The organism is Cellulomonas oligotrophica, assembly GCF_013409875.1.
GTDB lineage: Bacteria > Actinomycetota > Actinomycetes > Actinomycetales > Cellulomonadaceae > Cellulomonas > Cellulomonas oligotrophica.
The window spans coordinates 1-17,572 of the sequence record NZ_JACCBK010000001.1; the positions used below are offsets into that span (position 1 = coordinate 1).

Consider the following 17,572-nt stretch of genomic DNA (forward strand, 5'->3'; position numbering starts at 1 on the left):
GCCCAGCCGTCCGAGGCGGTCAAGCTCGCGCTCGCGCTGTGGCTCGGCGTCGTCCTGGCCCGCAAGCTCCCGCTGCTGCACGAGTGGCAGCACGCCGTGGTGCCCGCGGTGCCCGTCGCGGGCCTGGCCATCGGCACCGTGCTGCTCGGCCACGACCTCGGCACCGCCATGGTCATGGTCCTGCTCGTCGCCGGCGCCATGTTCGTCGCGGGGGTCCCCCTGCGCATCTTCGGCGCCGCGGCGGTCCTCGCCGGGGTCGGCGTCGCGTTCCTCACGATCGGCAGCGACAACCGCATGACGCGCATCTCCTCGTGGCTGTCCGGCAGCTGCGACGTCACCAACGAGTGCTACCAGACGCTGCACGGCGGCTGGGGGCTGGCCACCGGCGGGTTCGGCGGCCTCGGGCTCGGCGAGAGCCGGGAGAAGTGGTCGTACCTGCCGGCGGCGCACAACGACTTCATCTTCGCGATCCTCGGGGAGGAGCTCGGCCTGGTGGGCACCCTGCTGGTGCTCGTGCTGTTCGCGCTGCTGGCGGCGGCGATGATCCGCGTGATCCGCCGGCACGAGGACCCCTTCGTCAAGATCACCACGGCCGCGATCTGCACGTGGATCATCGGGCAGGCCCTCATCAACATCGCCGTCGTCATCGGCCTGGCGCCCGTGATCGGCGTGCCGCTGCCGCTGGTGTCCGCCGGCGGGTCCGCGCTCATCATGACGATGGCCGCGCTCGGCGTGGTGATCTCGTTCGCCCGCAGCGAGCCCGGGGCGCCCGAGGCGCTCGCGGCCCGTGCCGGCGTCGTGCGCCGCTCCCTCGCCGTGATCGGGCGGACCCGTGGCTGAGCCGCGCGTGTCCGTGCTGCTCGCCGGCGGCGGCACCGCCGGGCACGTCAACCCCCTCCTCTCGGTGGCCGACGCCCTGCGCGCCCGGCACCCCGACGCCGTCGTCGCCGTGCTCGGCACCGCCGAGGGCCTCGAGTCGCGGCTCGTGCCCGAGCACGGGTACACCCTCGAGGTCGTGCCGCGCGTCCCGCTGCCGCGACGGCCCACGCTCGACCTGCTGCGGCTGCCGGGCCGGCTCAAGGACGCCGTCGACGCGGCGTCCGACGCGATCAGCCGCCACGGGGCGCAGGTGGTCGTGGGCTTCGGCGGGTACGTCTCGACGCCCGCCTACCTCGCCGCGCACCGACGCGGGATCCCCATCGTCGTGCAGGAGCAGAACGCCCGGCCCGGTATCGCCAACCGCCTCGGCGCACGCTGGGCCGACGCCGTCGCCGTGACGTTCCCCGGCACCGCCCTGCCTGGTGCGCAGGTGACGGGCATGCCGCTGCGCGCGTCGATCGAGCGCCTGGCCGCGGAGCGCGCCGCCGACCCCTGGGGCACCCGTGTCCGGGCCGCGCACGCCCTCGGGCTCGACCCGTCGACCACGACGCTCCTGGTCACCGGCGGGTCGCTCGGCGCCGTGAACGTCAACCGGGCCGTCGTCGGCGCCGCCGCGGCGCTCCTGGGCAGCGGCGTCCAGGTGCTGCACCTGACCGGCACCGGCAAGACCGACGACGTGCGCGCCGCGCTGCGCGGTGTCGCCGGCGCCGACCGCTACCACGTGCGGGAGTACCTCACGTCGATGGAGCAGGCCCTCGCGGTCGCGGACGTCGTGGTCGCCCGCTCGGGCGCCGGGACGGTCTGCGAGCTCGCGGCCCTCGGCATCCCCGCCGTGTACGTGCCGCTGCCCATCGGCAACGGCGAGCAGCGCCTCAACGCGGCGTCCGTGGTCGCCGCGGGCGGCGGGGTGCTCGTCGACGACGCCGAGTTCACACCTGCCTGGGTGCGCAGCCACGTGGTGCCGCTGCTCGGCGGCGCCGGGCACACCGACGCGCACCACGTGCGCGCGGCGATGGCGCGGGCCGCGGCCGGCGCCGGTGTGCGCGACGGCGCGGACCGGGTCGTGCGGCTCGTCGAGTCGCTGCTGCCCGCGGGCGGCAGCGCACCGGCCCGCTCGGTCACGGGCTCGGCCGTGCCGCACCGACCGGCGGCGCTGTCACCCGCCACGGTCGCGCTGCCGATGCTCGCGCCGCCGGACGACGACGCGTGGGACGACGAGGGGTGGACGCAGGACGTGCAGGACGACCCGACCGACGACGGGCGCGAGCCCGGCACCGCCGCGACGCCCGCGCCGGAGCCCACGACCACGCTCGCCGACCTCGGCCGCCGGGTGCACCTCGTCGGCGTCGGCGGTGCCGGCATGTCCGCGATCGCCCCGCTCCTGGCGGCGCGCGGGCTGCAGGTCAGCGGGTCCGACGCGCACGACGGCCCCGCGCTCGCGGGGCTGCGCGCCGCCGGGGTGCGGGTGCACGTCGGGCACGAGGCCGGGCTCGTCGACGGGGTCGACACGCTCGTCGTGTCCTCCGCGGTGCGCGAGACGAACCCGGAGCTGGCCCGGGCGCGCGAGCGCGGCGTGCGGGTCCTGCACCGGTCGCAGGCGCTCGCGGCCCTCATGGCGGACCGCGACGCGGTCGCGGTCGCGGGGGCCCACGGCAAGACGACGACGTCGGCCATGGTCGCCACCGCGCTCGTGGAGGTCGGTGCCGACCCGTCGTTCGCGATCGGCGGCGTGGTGCGCTCGGCGTCCGGCACGCTCGGGGGCAGCCGGCACGGGGCGGGTCCGTTCGTCGCGGAGGCCGACGAGTCCGACGGATCCTTCCTCGCGTACGCGCCGCTGGTGGCGGTCGTGACGAACGTCGAGCCCGACCACCTGGACCACTACGGCACGCGCGAGGCGTTCGAGGACGCGTTCGTGGCGTTCGCGGCCCGGATCCGGCCGGGCGGCATGCTCGTGGCCTGCGCCGACGACGACGGTGCGCGCCGGCTGGTCGCCGCCGTGCGCGACGACCTCGCGTCCCGCGACGTCGTCGTCGTGACGTACGGGCGCGCGGCCGACGCGGACGTGCGCGTCTCGGAGCCGCGCCCCACGCAGGACGAGCGCTGGGAGGTCGAGGTCACGCCCCGCGGCGAGCGCCCGGTGCGGCTGCGGCTGCGGGTGCCCGGGGCGCACAACGCCCTCAACGCCGCGGCTGCCTGGTGCGCGCTGCGCCGTCTGGGAGCGGCGCCGGAGACCGCTGCTCGCGGCCTCGACGCGTTCGTCGGCACGGGCCGCCGGTTCGAGGACCGGGGCACGGTCGGGGGTGTGCGCGTGGTCGACGACTACGCGCACCACCCGACGGAGGTCGCGGCGCTGCTGCGCGCCGCGCGCCAGGTCGTCGGCGGCGGTCGGGTCCTCGCCCTGTTCCAGCCGCACCTGTACTCGCGGACGCGCACGTTCGCGTCGCAGTTCGGGCGGGCCTTCGACCTCGCGGACCTCGTCGTGGTGACGGACATCTACGCCGCGCGCGAGGACCCGGAGCCGGGGGTGACCGGGGCGCTGGTCGTCGCGCACGTGCCGACGCCCGACCGGGCCCGCTTCGTCGCGGACAAGGTCGCGGCCGCGCGCCTGCTGGCCGACCAGGCGCGGCCGGGCGACCTGCTGCTGACGGTCGGCGCCGGTGACGTGACCGAGCTCGGCGCTGTCGTCCTGGCCCGGTTGCGCGAGCGTGCGGGGGTCGGCCGCGCGTGAGCCCCGCCCGTCCGCCGACGCCCCGACGCCCCGCGCGCCCGTCCGCGCCGCGGCCCGGTGGCGCGCGGACGGGCGCCCCGTCGACGGGTGCGACCCCGACGACGGCGACGCCGACGAGCTCGAAGCCGACGGGCTCGAAGCCGACGGGCTCGAAGCCGACGGGCTCGACGCCGACGGGCTCGACGCCGACCAGCGCCACGAAGGCCGGCGCCAAGGCGTCGGGTGCGGGGCAGGCACGCGCAACGCCTTCGGGCGCGACGCCGGCGGTGGTCCCCGGGTCCGGCTCGCGGGCCGCGGCGACCGGGGGCCGGTCGGCCCGCGGCGGGCCGGTGCCCTCGCAGCGCCGGGACGTGACGAGCCCGACGACCGGGGCGACCCGGCAGGTCACGACGTACACGGTCGGGCCGCGGTTCTCCGGGCCGGTGCGCCCGGCGGTGGTCTCCACGACGTCGCAGGAGCGGTTCGCCGAGCGGGCCCGGGCGCGGCGCAACCTCGCGCGTCGTCAGGTGGCGGGCGTGGTGGGTGGCGTCGTGGCGGTCGCCGCGCTGGCGTGGCTGCTGCTGCTCTCGCCGGTGCTGGCGCTGGACGTCGACGAGGTCGTCGTCACCGGGGCGGGCACCGTGGTGGCGGTCGACCAGGTGCTCGCGGTGGTGGAGCCGTCGGGCGGGACACCGCTGCCGCGGCTGGACACCGTGGGCCTTCGGGACGCCCTCCTCGAGGTGCCGGGGGTGCGGGAGGCGCGGGTGATGCGCGTCTGGCCGCACGGTCTGGCGGTCCAGCTGGTCTCGCGGGAGCCGGTGGCGGCGGTGCCCGAGCCGGGCGGCGGTGACGGGTGGGCGCTGCTGGACGAGGAGGGCGTGCAGGTCGGTCGCGCGGACGCGCCCCCGGAGGGTCTGCCCGCCGTGGACGTGCCGGTCGGCGACGAGCGCACCCTGGACGCGGTGCTGCTGGTGCTCGAGGACCTGCCGCAGGACCTGCTCGCGCAGGTGGCGGGTGTGTCGGCGCGCACGCAGGACACGGTGACGATGCAGCTGCGCGACGGCGACCGCGTCGACTGGGGGAGCGCGGACGAGACGGCCCTGAAGGTCGCGGTGCTGCAGGCGCTGCGCGCGTCGGCCGAAGCGGCGTCGGCGACCGTCTTCGACGTGTCGGCCCCGCGCATGCCGATCACCCGTTGACCGGCGTGGCGCGCGCGACACGCGGAGCGTGGTCGTTGATCGACCGGGACGCGGCACCTAGCGTCACCACCGAACGCAGTTGACATAACTCTAACCCTCAAGTAGAGGGTGAGGGTTGAACGCAGGACGTCCCGCGCACCGGGACGAGCAACCGCGCGGCCCCGTTGCCGCACCGCGAGCGAACGAGAGGCACCCACCGTGGCAGCTCCGCAGAACTATCTGGCGGTCATCAAGGTCGTCGGCATCGGCGGAGGCGGCGTCAACGCCGTCAACCGCATGATCGAGGTCGGCCTCAAGGGTGTCGAGTTCATCGCCATCAACACCGACGCGCAGGCGCTGCTGATGTCGGACGCCGACGTCAAGCTCGACGTCGGCCGCGAGCTCACGCGCGGCCTCGGCGCCGGCGCCGACCCCGAGGTCGGCAAGAAGGCCGCCGAGGACCACGCCGAGGAGATCGAGGACGTCCTGCGCGGCGCCGACATGGTCTTCGTCACCGCGGGGGAGGGCGGCGGCACCGGCACCGGCGGCGCACCCGTCGTCGCGCGCATGGCCCGCTCGCTCGGCGCGCTGACGATCGGCGTGGTGACGCGCCCGTTCACGTTCGAGGGCCGGCGCCGCTCGGTCCAGGCCGACGCGGGCATCGACGCCCTGCGCGCCGAGGTCGACACCCTCATCGTCATCCCCAACGACCGGCTGCTGTCGATCTCCGACCGGTCGGTCTCGGTCCTGGACGCGTTCCACTCGGCCGACCAGGTGCTGCTGTCCGGCGTCCAGGGCATCACCGACCTCATCACGACGCCCGGCCTGATCAACCTGGACTTCGCCGACGTGAAGTCCGTGATGCAGGGTGCGGGGTCGGCCCTCATGGGCATCGGCTTCGCCCGGGGCGAGGACCGCGCGGTGCAGGCGGCCGAGATGGCGATCTCCTCGCCGCTGCTCGAGGCCAGCATCGACGGCGCCCACGGCGTGCTGCTGTCCATCCAGGGCGGCTCCGACCTCGGTCTGTTCGAGATCAACGAGGCCGCGCGCCTCGTCCAGGAGGCCGCGCACCCCGAGGCCAACATCATCTTCGGTGCCGTCATCGACGACGCCCTGGGCGACGAGGTGCGGGTCACGGTGATCGCCGCGGGCTTCGACGGGGGCGGGCCGGTGCAGCGCCGCGACGCCCGCGCGCTCGGGCAGGTCAGCGGCTCCACGCCGCGGCAGGTCCCGTCGGTGCCGACCGGTCCCGCGATCGCGGCGGTCCCGTCGCCGCGCCCGGTGCAGGTGCCGGACGAGGACCTCGTGCCGGTCGGCACGCTGCGCCCCGTCGCACCGGAGCCGGTCCGCGAGGTCCCCACGTTCCTGCCGTCCCACCACGAGCCGGCGCCCGCGACCGGGGCCCTCGAGGTGCCGCGGATCCTGTCGGAGGAGCCCGTGCGTCGCGAGCGCGACGAGCTCGACGTGCCCGACTTCCTCAAGTGACCCCTCGGGCCGGTCGGCGCGGCCCCGGGGCCGGGTCGCGGGCGTGAGCATCGGCTTCACACCCGTCGACCTCGGCCCCGGGGTGCTCGCGGGCTTCACGGACCGGCGCGGCGGCGTCAGCCGTGGCCCGTGGGCCGGGCTCGACCTCGGGACGGCCGTGGGCGACGACCCCGACGACGTCGCAACCAACCGGCGGCTGCTCGCCGAGCGCGTCGGGGCGGTCGTGACCTTCGCCACGCAGGTGCACGGGGCGCGGGTCGTCACGGTCGACCGTCCCGCCGGGTCGCGCGGCGGCCCGCGTGCGGGTGCGCCCACCTCGCCGGACGACGACGGCGCGGGGGTCGGCGAGGCGGACGCGCTCGTGACCGCGACCCCCGGGGTCGCGGTCGGCGTCTACGTCGCGGACTGCCTCCCCGTGCTGCTCGCGGACGCCGGTGCCGGGGTCGTGGCGGCCGCGCACGCCGGCCGGCCGGGTCTGCTCGCGGGCGTCGTCGAGGCGGCCGTCGACGCGGCGGTCGCCGCCGGTGCGCGGCCCGACCACCTCGTCGCCGCGCTCGGCCCGTGCATCGCGGGACGCTCCTACGAGGTCCCCGAGCAGATGCGGGCCGACGTCGCCCGCAGGGTCCCGGCCGCGGCGTCGACCACCGCCTGGGGGACGCCGGCCGTGGACCTGCGGGCGGGTGCGGAGGCCGTCCTGCGCTCGCGCGGTGTGCAGATCCTGCACAGGGACGACCGGGACACCTTCACCGATCCCGACCTGTACTCCCACCGGCGGGCCACGACCGCGCCCGACCCGGTGGCCGGAGCCCGCACGGGGCGCCTCGCCGGCGTCGTCCGGCTGCTCCCGCGCTGAGCGGACGGGCCCGGCGGCGCGTTTCACCCGCGCGTCGCGTGCCCGCGGCCCCGCGTGTCGGCAGGTGCGGCACACCGCGCGTTGCTAGCGTGACCGGCGCAGCCGTCGTCGTCCCGGCCCGACCGCGGGGACGGGGCGGCTGCAGGGACCAGGTGGTTCCGGGAGACGGGAGACGACGCGATGGCCGGAGCGCTGCGCAAGACGATGCTGTACCTCGGCCTGGCCGACGACCGGGCCGAGCACGACGAGTACCTGGACGAGTACGAGGAGACGGAGGCGATCGTGCCCGAGGAGTCGTACGAGGCCCAGGTGACCCCGCTGCACCGCACGCCGCGCGTGGCGGCCGTGGCGCCGGTCACGGCAGGCGACGCGAGCGACCTGCGCCGGATCACCACGATCCACCCGCGGTCGTACAACGACGCCCGCAAGATCGGCGAGGCGTTCCGCCAGGGCACGCCCGTGATCATGAACCTCACGGACATGGACGACGCGGACGCCAAGCGGCTCGTCGACTTCTCCGCCGGGCTGATCTTCGGCCTGCACGGGGCGATCGAGCGTGTGACGAGCAAGGTCTTCCTGCTCTCGCCCGCGCACGTCGAGGTCGCCGGCGACAGGCCTGCGCCCGAGCCCGCGACCCGCTCCGGCTTCTACAACCAGAGCTGATCGGCGTGGGATTCGTCTTCTCCCTGCTGTACCTGCTCGTCCTGGTCTTCTTCCTGCTCCTGCTGGTCAGGCTCGTGCTGGACTGGGTGCAGGTGTTCGCCCGCGACTGGCGCCCCAGCGGCGTCGTGCTCGTCGTGGCCGAGGCCACGTACACGGTGACGGACCCGCCGCTGAAGGCGCTGCGGCGGGTCCTGCCACCCATCGGGATCGGCTCGATCCGCTTCGACCTGGCCTTCCTGGTCCTCGCGCTCGGGTGCTCGCTCCTGCTCTCGGTCCTCGCCTCGCTCGCCCGGTAGCGCCCGGGCGAGGATCCTGACGCCCCTGCGGGGGCCTCGCGGGCCTGCTCCCGGCGCGCCGTCCGCACGGTGTGTCGCGACGAGTGCGGCCCGCGCAATGTCCGCTACGGTGGCCCGAGGCGGTCGGTGGACTGCCACCGGCCTGAGCCAGCACGACCGACAGAGGTGACGACGATGGCACTGCTGACCGCAGACGACGTCCTGAACAAGAAGTTCCAGGCGACCAAGTTCCGCGAGGGGTACGACCAGGACGAGGTCGACGACTTCCTGGACGAGGTCGTCAACACCCTGCGCGACCTGCAGGGCGAGAACGACGACCTCAAGACGAAGCTCGCTGCGGCGGAGCGGCGCATCGCCGAGCTCAGCCGGGCCGGTGCCCAGCAGCAGGCGCCCGCGCCGAAGCCGGAGCCCGCCCCGGTGCCCGAGCCGCAGCCGGTCCCGGTGCCGGCCATGCAGGCGCCCGCCCCCGTCGTGCAGGCCCCGGTCCAGGTCGGTGGCCCGGGCCGCGGCAACGAGCCCGAGTCGGCGACGGGCATGCTCGCCCTGGCCCAGAAGCTGCACGACGACTACGTGCGCAGCGGCCAGGAGGAGTCCGACCGTCTCGTCAACGAGGCCAAGTCCCGCGCCAACCGCATCGTGCGCGAGGCCGAGGAGACGTCGCAGCGCACGCTCGGCCAGCTCGAGCAGGAGCGGTCGCTCCTCGAGCGCAAGATCGACGAGCTGCGGGTCTTCGAGCGCGACTACCGGACGCGTCTGAAGAGCTACCTCGAGAACCTCCTCGGCGACCTGGAGAACCGCGGCAACGCGCTCCCGCCGCGTGCGGGCCAGGTGCCCGAGAACCAGACCATCTGACGTCCCGCACGCACGTCACCCCACCGCCGGCGCCCTCGTGGTGCCGGCGGTGACGTGCGTCCGGGGGCGGGTGCGCGCGGGGCGGCCGTCCGGGTCGTGACACCGTGCGCGGCGCGCCGCCACTCGTGTTGTGCGGTGGCGGCGACACGCATACAGTCGCGGCACTCGAGACGGGGGGAACGTCCGTGGCCATCAACGATGCAGTCAGAACGACGACGAGGTCCGAGCGTGGGGTGCCGGTCGACCCGGCCACGCTGCCGGTGCGTGACGGTGAGGACCTGTGGGCGGAGGACGAGGTCGAGGCCGTCGCGGCCGAGCTCGCGTCCGACCGCGCACGGCTCACCGCCGAGCTCGCGGCCGCTGACGCCGAGCTGTCCGACCTGCTGCGCAACTCCGGCGAGGGCGCGGGGGACGACCAGGCCGACTCCGGCTCGTCCGCCCTCGAGCGCGAGCACGAGCTGACGCTGGTCAACAACACGCGCCAGCTCCTCGAGCAGACCGAGCACGCGCTCGACCGGCTCGCGGCCGGCACGTTCGGCGCGTGCGAGCAGTGCGGCGAGGCGATCGGCAAGGCGCGCCTGCAGGCGTTCCCGCGCGCGACGCTGTGCGTGCGGTGCAAGCAGCGCGAGGAGCGTCGCTGACGTCGACGGGCCGGAGCCGGGCGCTGCGTAGACTCCTGCGGTGCCCACGAACGACGAGAACGACCCGGCCGCCGACGTGAGCGCCGGTCCCCAGCAGGTGGCGCCGCCCCGGCGGCGCCACCTGCTGCGTCTGCTGACCGGCCTGACCGCGGGCGTGCTGCTGGTCGACCAGCTCACGAAGGTGTGGGCGGTCGCCGCCCTCGAGGAGGGGGAGCGGATCCCCCTGCTGGGTGAGCTGTTCGGTCTGCAGCTGATCCGCAACCCCGGCGCGGCGCTGGGCATCGCGACGGGCATGACCTGGGTGCTCACCGTCGTGGCCGTCGTCGTCGTGGTGGTCGTCGCGCGCGCCTCGCGCCGGATCGGCTCCACCGGGTGGGCCGTCGCGCTCGGTCTGCTGCTGGGTGGCGCGCTGGGCAACCTGGTCGACCGGCTGGTGCGCGAGCCCGGCGTCGGCAGCGGCCACGTGATCGACTTCCTCGCGTACTGGCGCCTGTTCATCGGCAACGTCGCCGACATCGCGATCGTCGCCGCGGCCGTGCTCGTCGTGCTCCTCACGGCCCGCGGCATCCACCTGGACGGGACCCGCGACTCCGACGCCGGGAGCGACACCGACGCCGAGAGCGTGGCCGAGACCGACGCCGGCACGGGCACCCGCGCCGTCGCCGAGACCTCCGCCCGCTCCGACGCAGGGCCAGATGCCGACGTCCGGACCGACGTGGCGCAGACCGAGGACCCGTCCAAGGACCGGGCGTGAGCGGGACGCGGGCGCTGCCCGTCCCCGACGGGCTCGCCGGCGAGCGCGTCGACGCCGGTCTGGCCCGCCTCCTCGGGCTCTCCCGCACGCGTGCGGGGCAGATCGCCGCCGACGGCGGCGTCCGGGTCGACGGCCGCGAGGTCGGCAAGTCCGACCGGCTCGTGGCGGGCGCGTGGCTCGAGGTGGAGATCGTCGAGCCGGCGCCGGCCGTCGAGGTCGAGCCCGAGCCGGTGCCCGGCATGCGGATCGTGCACGACGACGACGACCTGGTCGTCATCGACAAGCCGGTGGGCGTCGCGGCCCACCCGTCGCCGGGCTGGACGGGTCCGACCGTCGTCGGCGCACTGGTCGCGGCGGGCTACCGGGTGGCGACGTCGGGCCCGGCCGAGCGGCAGGGCATCGTGCACCGCCTCGACGCCGGCACGTCCGGCCTCATGGTCGTCGCCAAGAGCGAGCACGCCTACACCGCCCTGAAGCGGGCGTTCAAGGAGCGCACGGTCGAGAAGGTGTACCACGCGCTCGCGCAGGGCCACCCCGAGCCGACGAGCGGCACGGTCGACGCGCCGATCGGGCGGCACCCGTCCTCGGACTGGAAGTTCGCGGTCGTCGCGGACGGCAAGCCGTCGGTGACGCACTACGAGCTGCTGGAGATGCTGCCGGCGGCGTCCCTGCTGGAGATCCACCTCGAGACGGGCCGCACCCACCAGATCCGCGTGCACATGGCGGCGCTGCGCCACCCGCTCGTGGGCGACCTCACCTACGGCGCCGACCCCACGCTCGCGGCCCGGGTGGGCCTGACCCGGCAGTGGCTGCACGCCATGCGGCTGGGGTTCGAGCACCCCGGGACGGGGTCGTGGTTCGAGGTGGCCAGCGACTACCCGGACGACCTTGCGCACGCCCTGGAGACCCTCGCGGCGGGCTGGCGCTGACCCCGGGCAGACGGTCGGGAGCACTCCCCGGCAGGGGAAGCGTGCCGCTCGTCACGGGGGCCGGGCGTGTCGACGGGGGCGTCCGACCACGCGCCTAGGATGGCCGTCATGCCCCTGCCCCGACGCGCCAGCAGCCCCGCCGTCGACGTCCGGGAGGTGCGCCGGTGAGCGGCCAGGGGTTCGTCCACCTGCACAACCACACCGAGTTCTCCATGCTCGACGGGGCGGCCCGGGTCGACGACCTGTTCGCCGAGGCCCAGCGCCTGGGGCAGACGGCGCTGGCGATCACCGACCACGGGTACCTGTTCGGGGCCTTCGACTTCTGGAAGAAGTCCAAGGCGTACGGGATCAAGCCGATCATCGGCGTGGAGGCGTACGTCACGCCCGGCACCAGCCGCTTCGACCAGACGCGCGTGCGCTGGGGCGAGCAGCACCAGGCCTCGGACGACGTGTCGGCGCGTGGTGCGTACACCCACATGACGATCTGGGCGCGCAACAACGAGGGCATGCGCAACCTGTTCCGGCTGGGCTCGCTGGCCTCGCTCGAGGGGCAGATGGGCAAGTGGCCGCGCATGGACCGCGAGCTGCTGAGCACGTACGCGTCGGGCCTGATCGCCACGACGGGCTGCCCGTCGGGCGAGGTGCAGACGCGCCTGCGGCTCGGGCAGTGGGACGAGGCGGTGCGCGCCGCGGGCGAGATGCAGGACGTGTTCGGCAAGGACAGCTTCTACGTCGAGGTCATGGACCACGGCCTCGACATCGAGCGCCGCGTCATCAAGGACCTGCGCCGGCTCGCGCAGGCCATCGACGCCCCGCTCGTGGCGACGAACGACCTGCACTACACGCGGCACGAGGACTCCCACGCGCACGGCGTGCTGCTGTGCGTGCAGTCGGGGTCGACGCTCGCGGACCCGGACCGCTTCAAGTTCGACGCCGACAACTTCTACCTGCGCCCCGCCGAGGAGATGCGCCAGGTCTGGGCCGAGCTGCCCGAGGCGTGCGACAACACCCTGCGGATCGCCGAGCAGTGCGAGATCGAGTTCGACACGGACGCGAACTACATGCCGCGCTTCCCGGTGCCCGACGGGGAGAACGAGGACTCCTGGTTCGTCAAGGAGGTCGAGCTCGGCCTGCAGCGCCGGTACAAGGGTGCGATCCCGGACGACGTGCGCAAGCAGGCCGAGTACGAGACCGAGGTCATCACGAGCCTGGGGTTCTCGGGGTACTTCCTCGTGGTCGCCGACTTCATCAACTGGGCCAAGGCGCAGGACATCCGCGTCGGGCCCGGCCGAGGGTCCGCGGCCGGGTCGATGGCGTCGTACGCCATGGGCATCACCGAGCTCGACCCGCTGCAGCACGGCCTGATCTTCGAGCGGTTCCTCAACCCCGAGCGCGTGTCGTGGCCCGACGTCGACGTCGACTTCGACGAGCGCCGGCGCGGCGAGGTCATCAGGTACGTCACGGACAAGTACGGCGCGGACCGTGTCGCGCAGATCGTCACGTACGGCTCCATCAAGGCCAAGCAGGCCCTCAAGGACGCCTCGCGGGTGCTGGGCTTCCCCTTCGCGATGGGGGAGAAGCTCACCAAGGCGATGCCGCCGGCCGTGATGGGCAAGGACATCCCGCTGGCGGGGATCTTCGACGAGAAGCACGAGCGGTACGCCGAGGCGGAGGAGTTCCGCCAGCTCGTGGCCACGGACCCGGACGTCGCGCGCGTGGTCGAGACGGCGCGCGGGCTGGAGAACCTCAAGCGGCAGTGGGGCGTGCACGCCGCCGGCGTCATCATGTCCAGCGAGCCGCTGCTGGACATCCTGCCGATCATGAAGCGTCCGCAGGACGGCGCGATCATCACGCAGTTCGACCAGCCGGGCGCCGAGGCGCTCGGGCTGATCAAGATGGACTTCCTCGGCCTGCGCAACCTCACGATCCTCGACGACGCGCTCGAGAACATCGTGATGAACGGCAAGGAACCCCTGAAGATCGAGGACGTCCCCCTCGACGACCCGAGGACGTACGAGCTGCTGGGACGCGGCGACACGCTCGGGGTGTTCCAGCTCGACGGCGGGCCCATGCGGGCCCTGCTGCGCCAGATGCGTCCCGACAACTTCGAGGACATCTCCGCCGTCATCGCGCTGTACCGGCCCGGCCCGATGGGCGTCAACTCGCACACGAACTACGCGCTCCGCAAGAACGGCCTGCAGCAGATCGAGCCGATCCACCCCGAGCTGGAGGGCCCGCTCGAGGAGGTCGTGGGTGTCACGCACGGCCTGATCGTCTACCAGGAGCAGGTCCAGAAGGCCGCGCAGATCCTCGCCGGCTACACGCTCGGCCAGGCCGACCTGCTGCGGCGCGCGATGGGCAAGAAGAAGAAGGAGATCCTCGACAAGGAGTTCGTGCCGTTCCAGGCCGGCTGCCGCGAGCGGGGCTACTCCGACGCCGCGATCCAGGCGGTGTGGGACGTCCTGGTGCCGTTCGCCGGCTACGCCTTCAACAAGGCGCACTCGGCGGCGTACGGCGTCGTGTCGTACTGGACGGCGTACCTCAAGGCGAACTACCCGGTCGAGTACATGGCCGGCCTGCTCACGAGCGTGCGCGACGACAAGGACAAGTCGGCGCTGTACCTCAACGAGTGCCGCCGGATGGGGATCACGGTCCTGCCGCCGGACGTCAACGACTCCTCGGCGCTGTTCACGGCCGTGGGCGCGGACATCCGGTTCGGGCTGACCGCGGTGCGCAACGTGGGCGCCAACGTGGTGGACGCGATCGTCGCCGCGCGCGAGGCCAAGGGCGCGTTCACGTCGTTCACGGACTTCCTCGACAAGGTGCCGGCGGTGGTCTGCAACAAGCGGACCATCGAGTCGCTCATCAAGGCGGGCGCGTTCGACTCCCTCGGGCACCCGCGCCGGGCGCTGCTGCTCGTCCACGAGCAGGCCGTCGACGCGGTCATCGGCGTCAAGCGCAAGGAGGCCGAGGGGCAGTTCGACCTGTTCGCCGACGTCTTCGGCGCCGACGAGGAGGCCGGCTTCGCGGTCGCCGTCCCCGAGGTGCCGGACTGGGACAAGAAGCAGCGGCTCGCGTTCGAGCGCGAGATGCTCGGCCTGTACGTGTCGGACCACCCGCTGTCGGGCCTCGAGCACGTGCTGTCCGCGGCGGCCGACGTGTCGGTCGCCACGCTCATGGCCGACGAGGCACGGCCCGACGGGTCGCAGGTCGTCGTCGCCGGGCTCGTGACGTCGTTGCAGCGCAAGATGTCCAAGCAGGGCAACCCGTGGGCCGCGGTCGTGCTCGAGGACCTCGAGGGCTCGGTCGAGGTGATGTTCTTCGGCGAGACGTACCTCGCGTACTCCACCGTGCTCGCCGAGGACGCGGTCATCGTGCTCAAGGGCCGCGTGCGGCGCCGGGACGACACGATGCAGCTCCAGGCGATGGAGGTGACCCTCCCGGACACGTCGCAGACCGCGGACTCGCCGGTGGTGGTGACCCTCGCAGAGTCGCGCTGCACGCCCCCGGTGGTCGACCGGCTGCGCGAGGTCCTGCACACCCATCCCGGGGTCACCGAGGTGCACCTGCGGCTGACCAACCCGGGGCGGACCACGGTCGTGCGGCTGGACGACTCCTGGCGGGTGCAGCGCTCGCCGTCGCTGTACGGCGATCTCAAGGCTCTGCTGGGGCCGAGCTGCCTCGGGGGCCCGTCCGGTCCTTAACCCTTGCGTTATATAACGCAGAGTGAAAACATGAGGATGTGCACGCGATGGACGCCCTCGGCGACCCCGTCCGCCGCCGCCTCGTCGAGCTCCTCGGCACGCAGCGGCGGTCCGCCGGCGTGCTCGCCGCGGCCGTCGCCGAGGAGCTGGGCCTGAGCCAGCCGGCGGTCTCCCGCCACCTGCGGGTGCTGCGGGATGCCGGCGTCGTCGACGTCGAGCGCGACGGGACGCGCCGGCTGTACGCCGTCCGGACCGAGGCGCTCGACGAGGTCGAGGCGTGGGCCGCACGCGTCGTCGGGCGCTGGCAGCCTCACCTGGACGCCCTCGCCACCGAGGTCGCCCGGGGCCGCCGCGCGGACCGTGCGCTCACTACCGACGTCGGCGCACCCGCGACGACGGCCGACCGCCAGGAGGCGTCATGAGTGCGACACCGACCGGACCGGGGCAGACCCCGGAGCCCCTCGCCGTGCTGCGGCAGGGCGAGGGCGACGCCGAGGTCGAGCTGCGGCGCAGCTACCCGACCACCGCGGACGACCTGTGGGACGCGCTGACGGCCCCCGGGCGGGTCCGGCGCTGGCTCGGTGCGCTGCACGGGGACCTGCAGCCCGGCGGCACGGTCCAGCTGCGCATGGGTGACGACGTCCCGGGCGCCGACGACGTGGCGACGTGCACGGTGCTGGCCTGCGAGCCGCCGGAGCACCTGCGGCTCGACTGGCGGTTCCCCGGGGAGGAGGTCTCCCGGGTCGACGTGGCCCTCGTGCCGCGCGGCGCGCAGGGCACCGAGCTCGTCCTGCGCCACGCACGGCTCGCCGACGGTGCCGCCCGGGGCTACGCCGGCGGCTGGCACGTGGTGGCCGACCAGCTCGACGACCACCTCGCCGGCCGCCAGGTCCGCTCCTGGGACGACCTGTTCGACGCCCGGCTCGCCCTCTACCCCGCAGCGGGGCCCCGGGCGTCCTAGCTACTCGTCGTCGTCGAGCTCGACGACCGCCTGCACCGGCCCGCCGGGCAGGTCGACCACCACGACGTCGCCGACCTGGAGCTGGCGGCCGCGGCGCGTCTCGGGCTCGCCGTTCACGGTGACGGCGTCGTCGAGGAGCAGCGCGCGGGCGTGCCCGCCGGTGTCGGCGACCCCCACGAGCTTGAGGAACATGCCCAGCCGGATCGGTTCGTCGCGCGGTGCCACGGCACCAGTGTGGCAGCCCGTGCGGTGTGCCCGTGGTGCCCGCGCGGCGGCCGCACCGCGCACGTCCGGGTGCCGCGAACCGTCCTAGACTCGGGCGCGTGATCTCCCGCATCGACCTGCGCGGTCGGACCCTGTCGCGTCGTGAGCTGCTCGACGAGCTGCCCCGGGCCGAGCTCGACGTCGAGCACGCCGCCGCGGCGGTCGCCCCGATCCTCGAGCAGGTGCGCGCGCACGGGGCCGCGGCGCTGCGGGACCTGTCCGAGCGGTTCGACGGGGTGCGGCCGGTTCACGTGCGCGTGCCCGCCGACGTCGTCGCGGCGGCTGTCGGGTCCCTGGACCCGGACGTGCGTGCCGCCCTCGACGAGACGATCGTCCGCGTGCGACGCGTGCACGCCGCGCAGGTGCCCGCCGACCTGACGGTCGACGTCGCGCCCGGCGCCCAGGTGCGCCAGCGGTGGCTGCCCGTGCGGCGGGTCGGGCTCTACGTGCCCGGCGGCCTGGCCGTCTACCCGTCGTCGGTGGTCATGAACGTCGTCGCGGCCCAGGAGGCGGGCGTCGGCTCGCTCGCCGTGGTCTCGCCCCCGCAGAAGGACAACGGCGGCCTGCCCGACCCGGTGGTGCTGGCCACGTGCGCGCTGCTCGGCGTCGACGAGGTGTACGCGGTCGGCGGGGCCCAGGCGGTCGCGATGCTCGCCTACGGGGCCGCCGGCAGCGAGGACGTGGACGGTGCGACGCTCTGCGAGCCCGTCGACGTCATCACCGGCCCGGGGAACGTGTACGTGGCCGCGGCCAAGCGGCTCGTGCGCGGCTTCGTCGGGATCGACTCCGAGGCCGGTCCGACCGAGATCGCCGTCCTCGCCGACGGCACCGCGGACGCCGTGCACGTCGCGGCCGACCTGGTCTCCCAGGCCGAGCACGACCCCCTCGCAGCGGCCGTCCTCGTGACACCGTCGGTCGAGCTGGCGGACGCCGTCGAGGCGGCCCTCGTGGACCGTGTCGACGCGACCGCGAACCGTGACCGTGTGCTCACCGCGCTGGCCGGTACGCAGTCCGCGATCGTCCTGGTCGACGACCTCGAGGCCGGGCTGGCCGTGGTCAACGGGTACGGGGCGGAGCACCTGGAGATCCAGACCGTCGACGCGGGCGTCTGGGCGGACCGGGTGACCAGCGCGGGCGCGATCTTCGTGGGGCCGTGGAGCCCGGTGTCGCTGGGCGACTACATGGCGGGCTCCAACCACGTGCTGCCCACGGGCGGGTGCGCGCACTTCGCGTCCGGCCTGGGCGTGCACTCGTTCCTGCGGGCGGTGCAGGTCGTGGAGTACGACCGCGACGCGCTCGCGCAGGTGGCGGACCGGGTGGTCGCCCTCGCCGACGCCGAGGGCCTGCCCGCCCACGGCGAGGCGGTCCGCGCCCGGTTCTGAGCGGACCGGCCGCTCCCGGTGCCG

Annotated in this window: 16 protein-coding genes; 15 read left to right on the forward strand and 1 reads right to left on the reverse strand. The window is 74.5% G+C overall.

Annotated features, from left to right (window positions below):
• The 14 genes from BKA21_RS00005 to BKA21_RS00070 form a co-directional block, all read left to right on the forward strand.
• Positions 1-840: FtsW/RodA/SpoVE family cell cycle protein (locus BKA21_RS00005; RefSeq protein ID WP_179625289.1), on the forward strand; the 840-nt coding region annotated here is incomplete at its 5' end.
• Positions 833-3,607 (forward strand): UDP-N-acetylmuramate--L-alanine ligase, encoded by a 2,775-nt coding sequence (murC, locus tag BKA21_RS19855; protein WP_308439104.1) that lies wholly within the window; start codon positions 833-835, stop codon positions 3,605-3,607. The genes BKA21_RS00005 and murC, both read left to right, overlap by 8 nt.
• A 350-nt stretch (positions 3,608-3,957) precedes the next feature.
• Positions 3,958-4,785, forward strand: a complete 828-nt coding sequence (locus BKA21_RS19155) for a cell division protein FtsQ/DivIB (protein ID WP_239072981.1) — start codon at positions 3,958-3,960, stop codon at positions 4,783-4,785.
• Between the two features lie 198 nt (positions 4,786-4,983).
• Positions 4,984-6,249, forward strand: a complete 1,266-nt coding sequence (gene ftsZ, locus BKA21_RS00020; protein WP_140460524.1) for a cell division protein FtsZ — start codon at positions 4,984-4,986, stop codon at positions 6,247-6,249.
• A 43-nt stretch (positions 6,250-6,292) separates the two neighbouring features.
• Positions 6,293-7,102: a peptidoglycan editing factor PgeF gene (gene pgeF, locus BKA21_RS00025; protein ID WP_239072980.1), complete on the forward strand. Its 810-nt coding sequence runs from the start codon at positions 6,293-6,295 to the stop codon at positions 7,100-7,102.
• Between the two features lie 180 nt (positions 7,103-7,282).
• Entirely contained in the window at positions 7,283-7,765 is a 483-nt protein-coding gene (locus tag BKA21_RS00030; RefSeq protein ID WP_140460525.1) for a cell division protein SepF, read from the forward strand.
• 5 nt (positions 7,766-7,770) lie between these two features.
• Positions 7,771-8,061 (forward strand): YggT family protein, encoded by a 291-nt coding sequence (locus BKA21_RS00035; protein ID WP_140460526.1) that lies wholly within the window; start codon positions 7,771-7,773, stop codon positions 8,059-8,061.
• A gap of 174 nt (positions 8,062-8,235) precedes the next feature.
• The gene (locus BKA21_RS00040; RefSeq protein WP_140460527.1) at positions 8,236-8,913 is read left to right on the forward strand and encodes a DivIVA domain-containing protein; all 678 of its coding nucleotides are present in this window, start codon (positions 8,236-8,238) and stop codon (positions 8,911-8,913) included.
• 233 nt (positions 8,914-9,146) lie between these two features.
• On the forward strand, positions 9,147-9,554 hold the full coding sequence (locus BKA21_RS00045) for a TraR/DksA family transcriptional regulator (protein WP_239072979.1): 408 nt from the start codon (positions 9,147-9,149) through the stop codon (positions 9,552-9,554).
• 40 nt (positions 9,555-9,594) lie between these two features.
• Entirely contained in the window at positions 9,595-10,308 is a 714-nt protein-coding gene (locus BKA21_RS00050) for a signal peptidase II (RefSeq protein WP_373308230.1), read from the forward strand.
• Positions 10,305-11,237: an RluA family pseudouridine synthase gene (locus BKA21_RS00055; protein ID WP_140460528.1), complete on the forward strand. Its 933-nt coding sequence runs from the start codon at positions 10,305-10,307 to the stop codon at positions 11,235-11,237. Before BKA21_RS00050 ends, BKA21_RS00055 begins: the two co-directional genes overlap by 4 nt.
• Positions 11,238-11,401: 164 nt before the next feature.
• The gene (dnaE, locus tag BKA21_RS00060) at positions 11,402-14,941 is read left to right on the forward strand and encodes a DNA polymerase III subunit alpha (RefSeq protein ID WP_275406421.1); all 3,540 of its coding nucleotides are present in this window, start codon (positions 11,402-11,404) and stop codon (positions 14,939-14,941) included.
• Positions 14,942-14,988: 47 nt separating this feature from the next.
• The gene (locus BKA21_RS00065) at positions 14,989-15,363 is read left to right on the forward strand and encodes an ArsR/SmtB family transcription factor (RefSeq protein ID WP_218886954.1); all 375 of its coding nucleotides are present in this window, start codon (positions 14,989-14,991) and stop codon (positions 15,361-15,363) included.
• Complete coding sequence (locus BKA21_RS00070) at positions 15,360-15,902, forward strand: SRPBCC family protein (protein WP_140460530.1); 543 nt, start codon at positions 15,360-15,362, stop codon at positions 15,900-15,902. Before BKA21_RS00065 ends, BKA21_RS00070 begins: the two co-directional genes overlap by 4 nt.
• Here BKA21_RS00070 and BKA21_RS00075 read toward each other — a convergent pair whose 3' ends face one another.
• Positions 15,903-16,127 (reverse strand): RNA-binding S4 domain-containing protein, encoded by a 225-nt coding sequence (locus BKA21_RS00075; RefSeq protein ID WP_140460531.1) that lies wholly within the window; start codon positions 16,125-16,127, stop codon positions 15,903-15,905.
• 98 nt (positions 16,128-16,225) lie between these two features.
• On the opposite strand from BKA21_RS00075, the gene hisD reads away from it, so the two are divergent.
• Entirely contained in the window at positions 16,226-17,548 is a 1,323-nt protein-coding gene (hisD, locus tag BKA21_RS00080; protein ID WP_140460532.1) for a histidinol dehydrogenase, read from the forward strand.
• Positions 17,549-17,572: the final 24 nt, after the last annotated feature.

Coding starts and splice junctions, on each gene's coding strand:
- BKA21_RS00030 (WP_140460525.1), top strand. CDS start 7,283: ATGGCCGGAGCGCTGCGCAAGACGATGCTGTACCTCGGCCTGGCCGAC.
- BKA21_RS00040 (WP_140460527.1), top strand. CDS start 8,236: ATGGCACTGCTGACCGCAGACGACGTCCTGAACAAGAAGTTCCAGGCG.
- BKA21_RS00065 (WP_218886954.1), top strand. CDS start 14,989: ATGGACGCCCTCGGCGACCCCGTCCGCCGCCGCCTCGTCGAGCTCCTC.
- BKA21_RS00070 (WP_140460530.1), top strand. CDS start 15,360: ATGAGTGCGACACCGACCGGACCGGGGCAGACCCCGGAGCCCCTCGCC.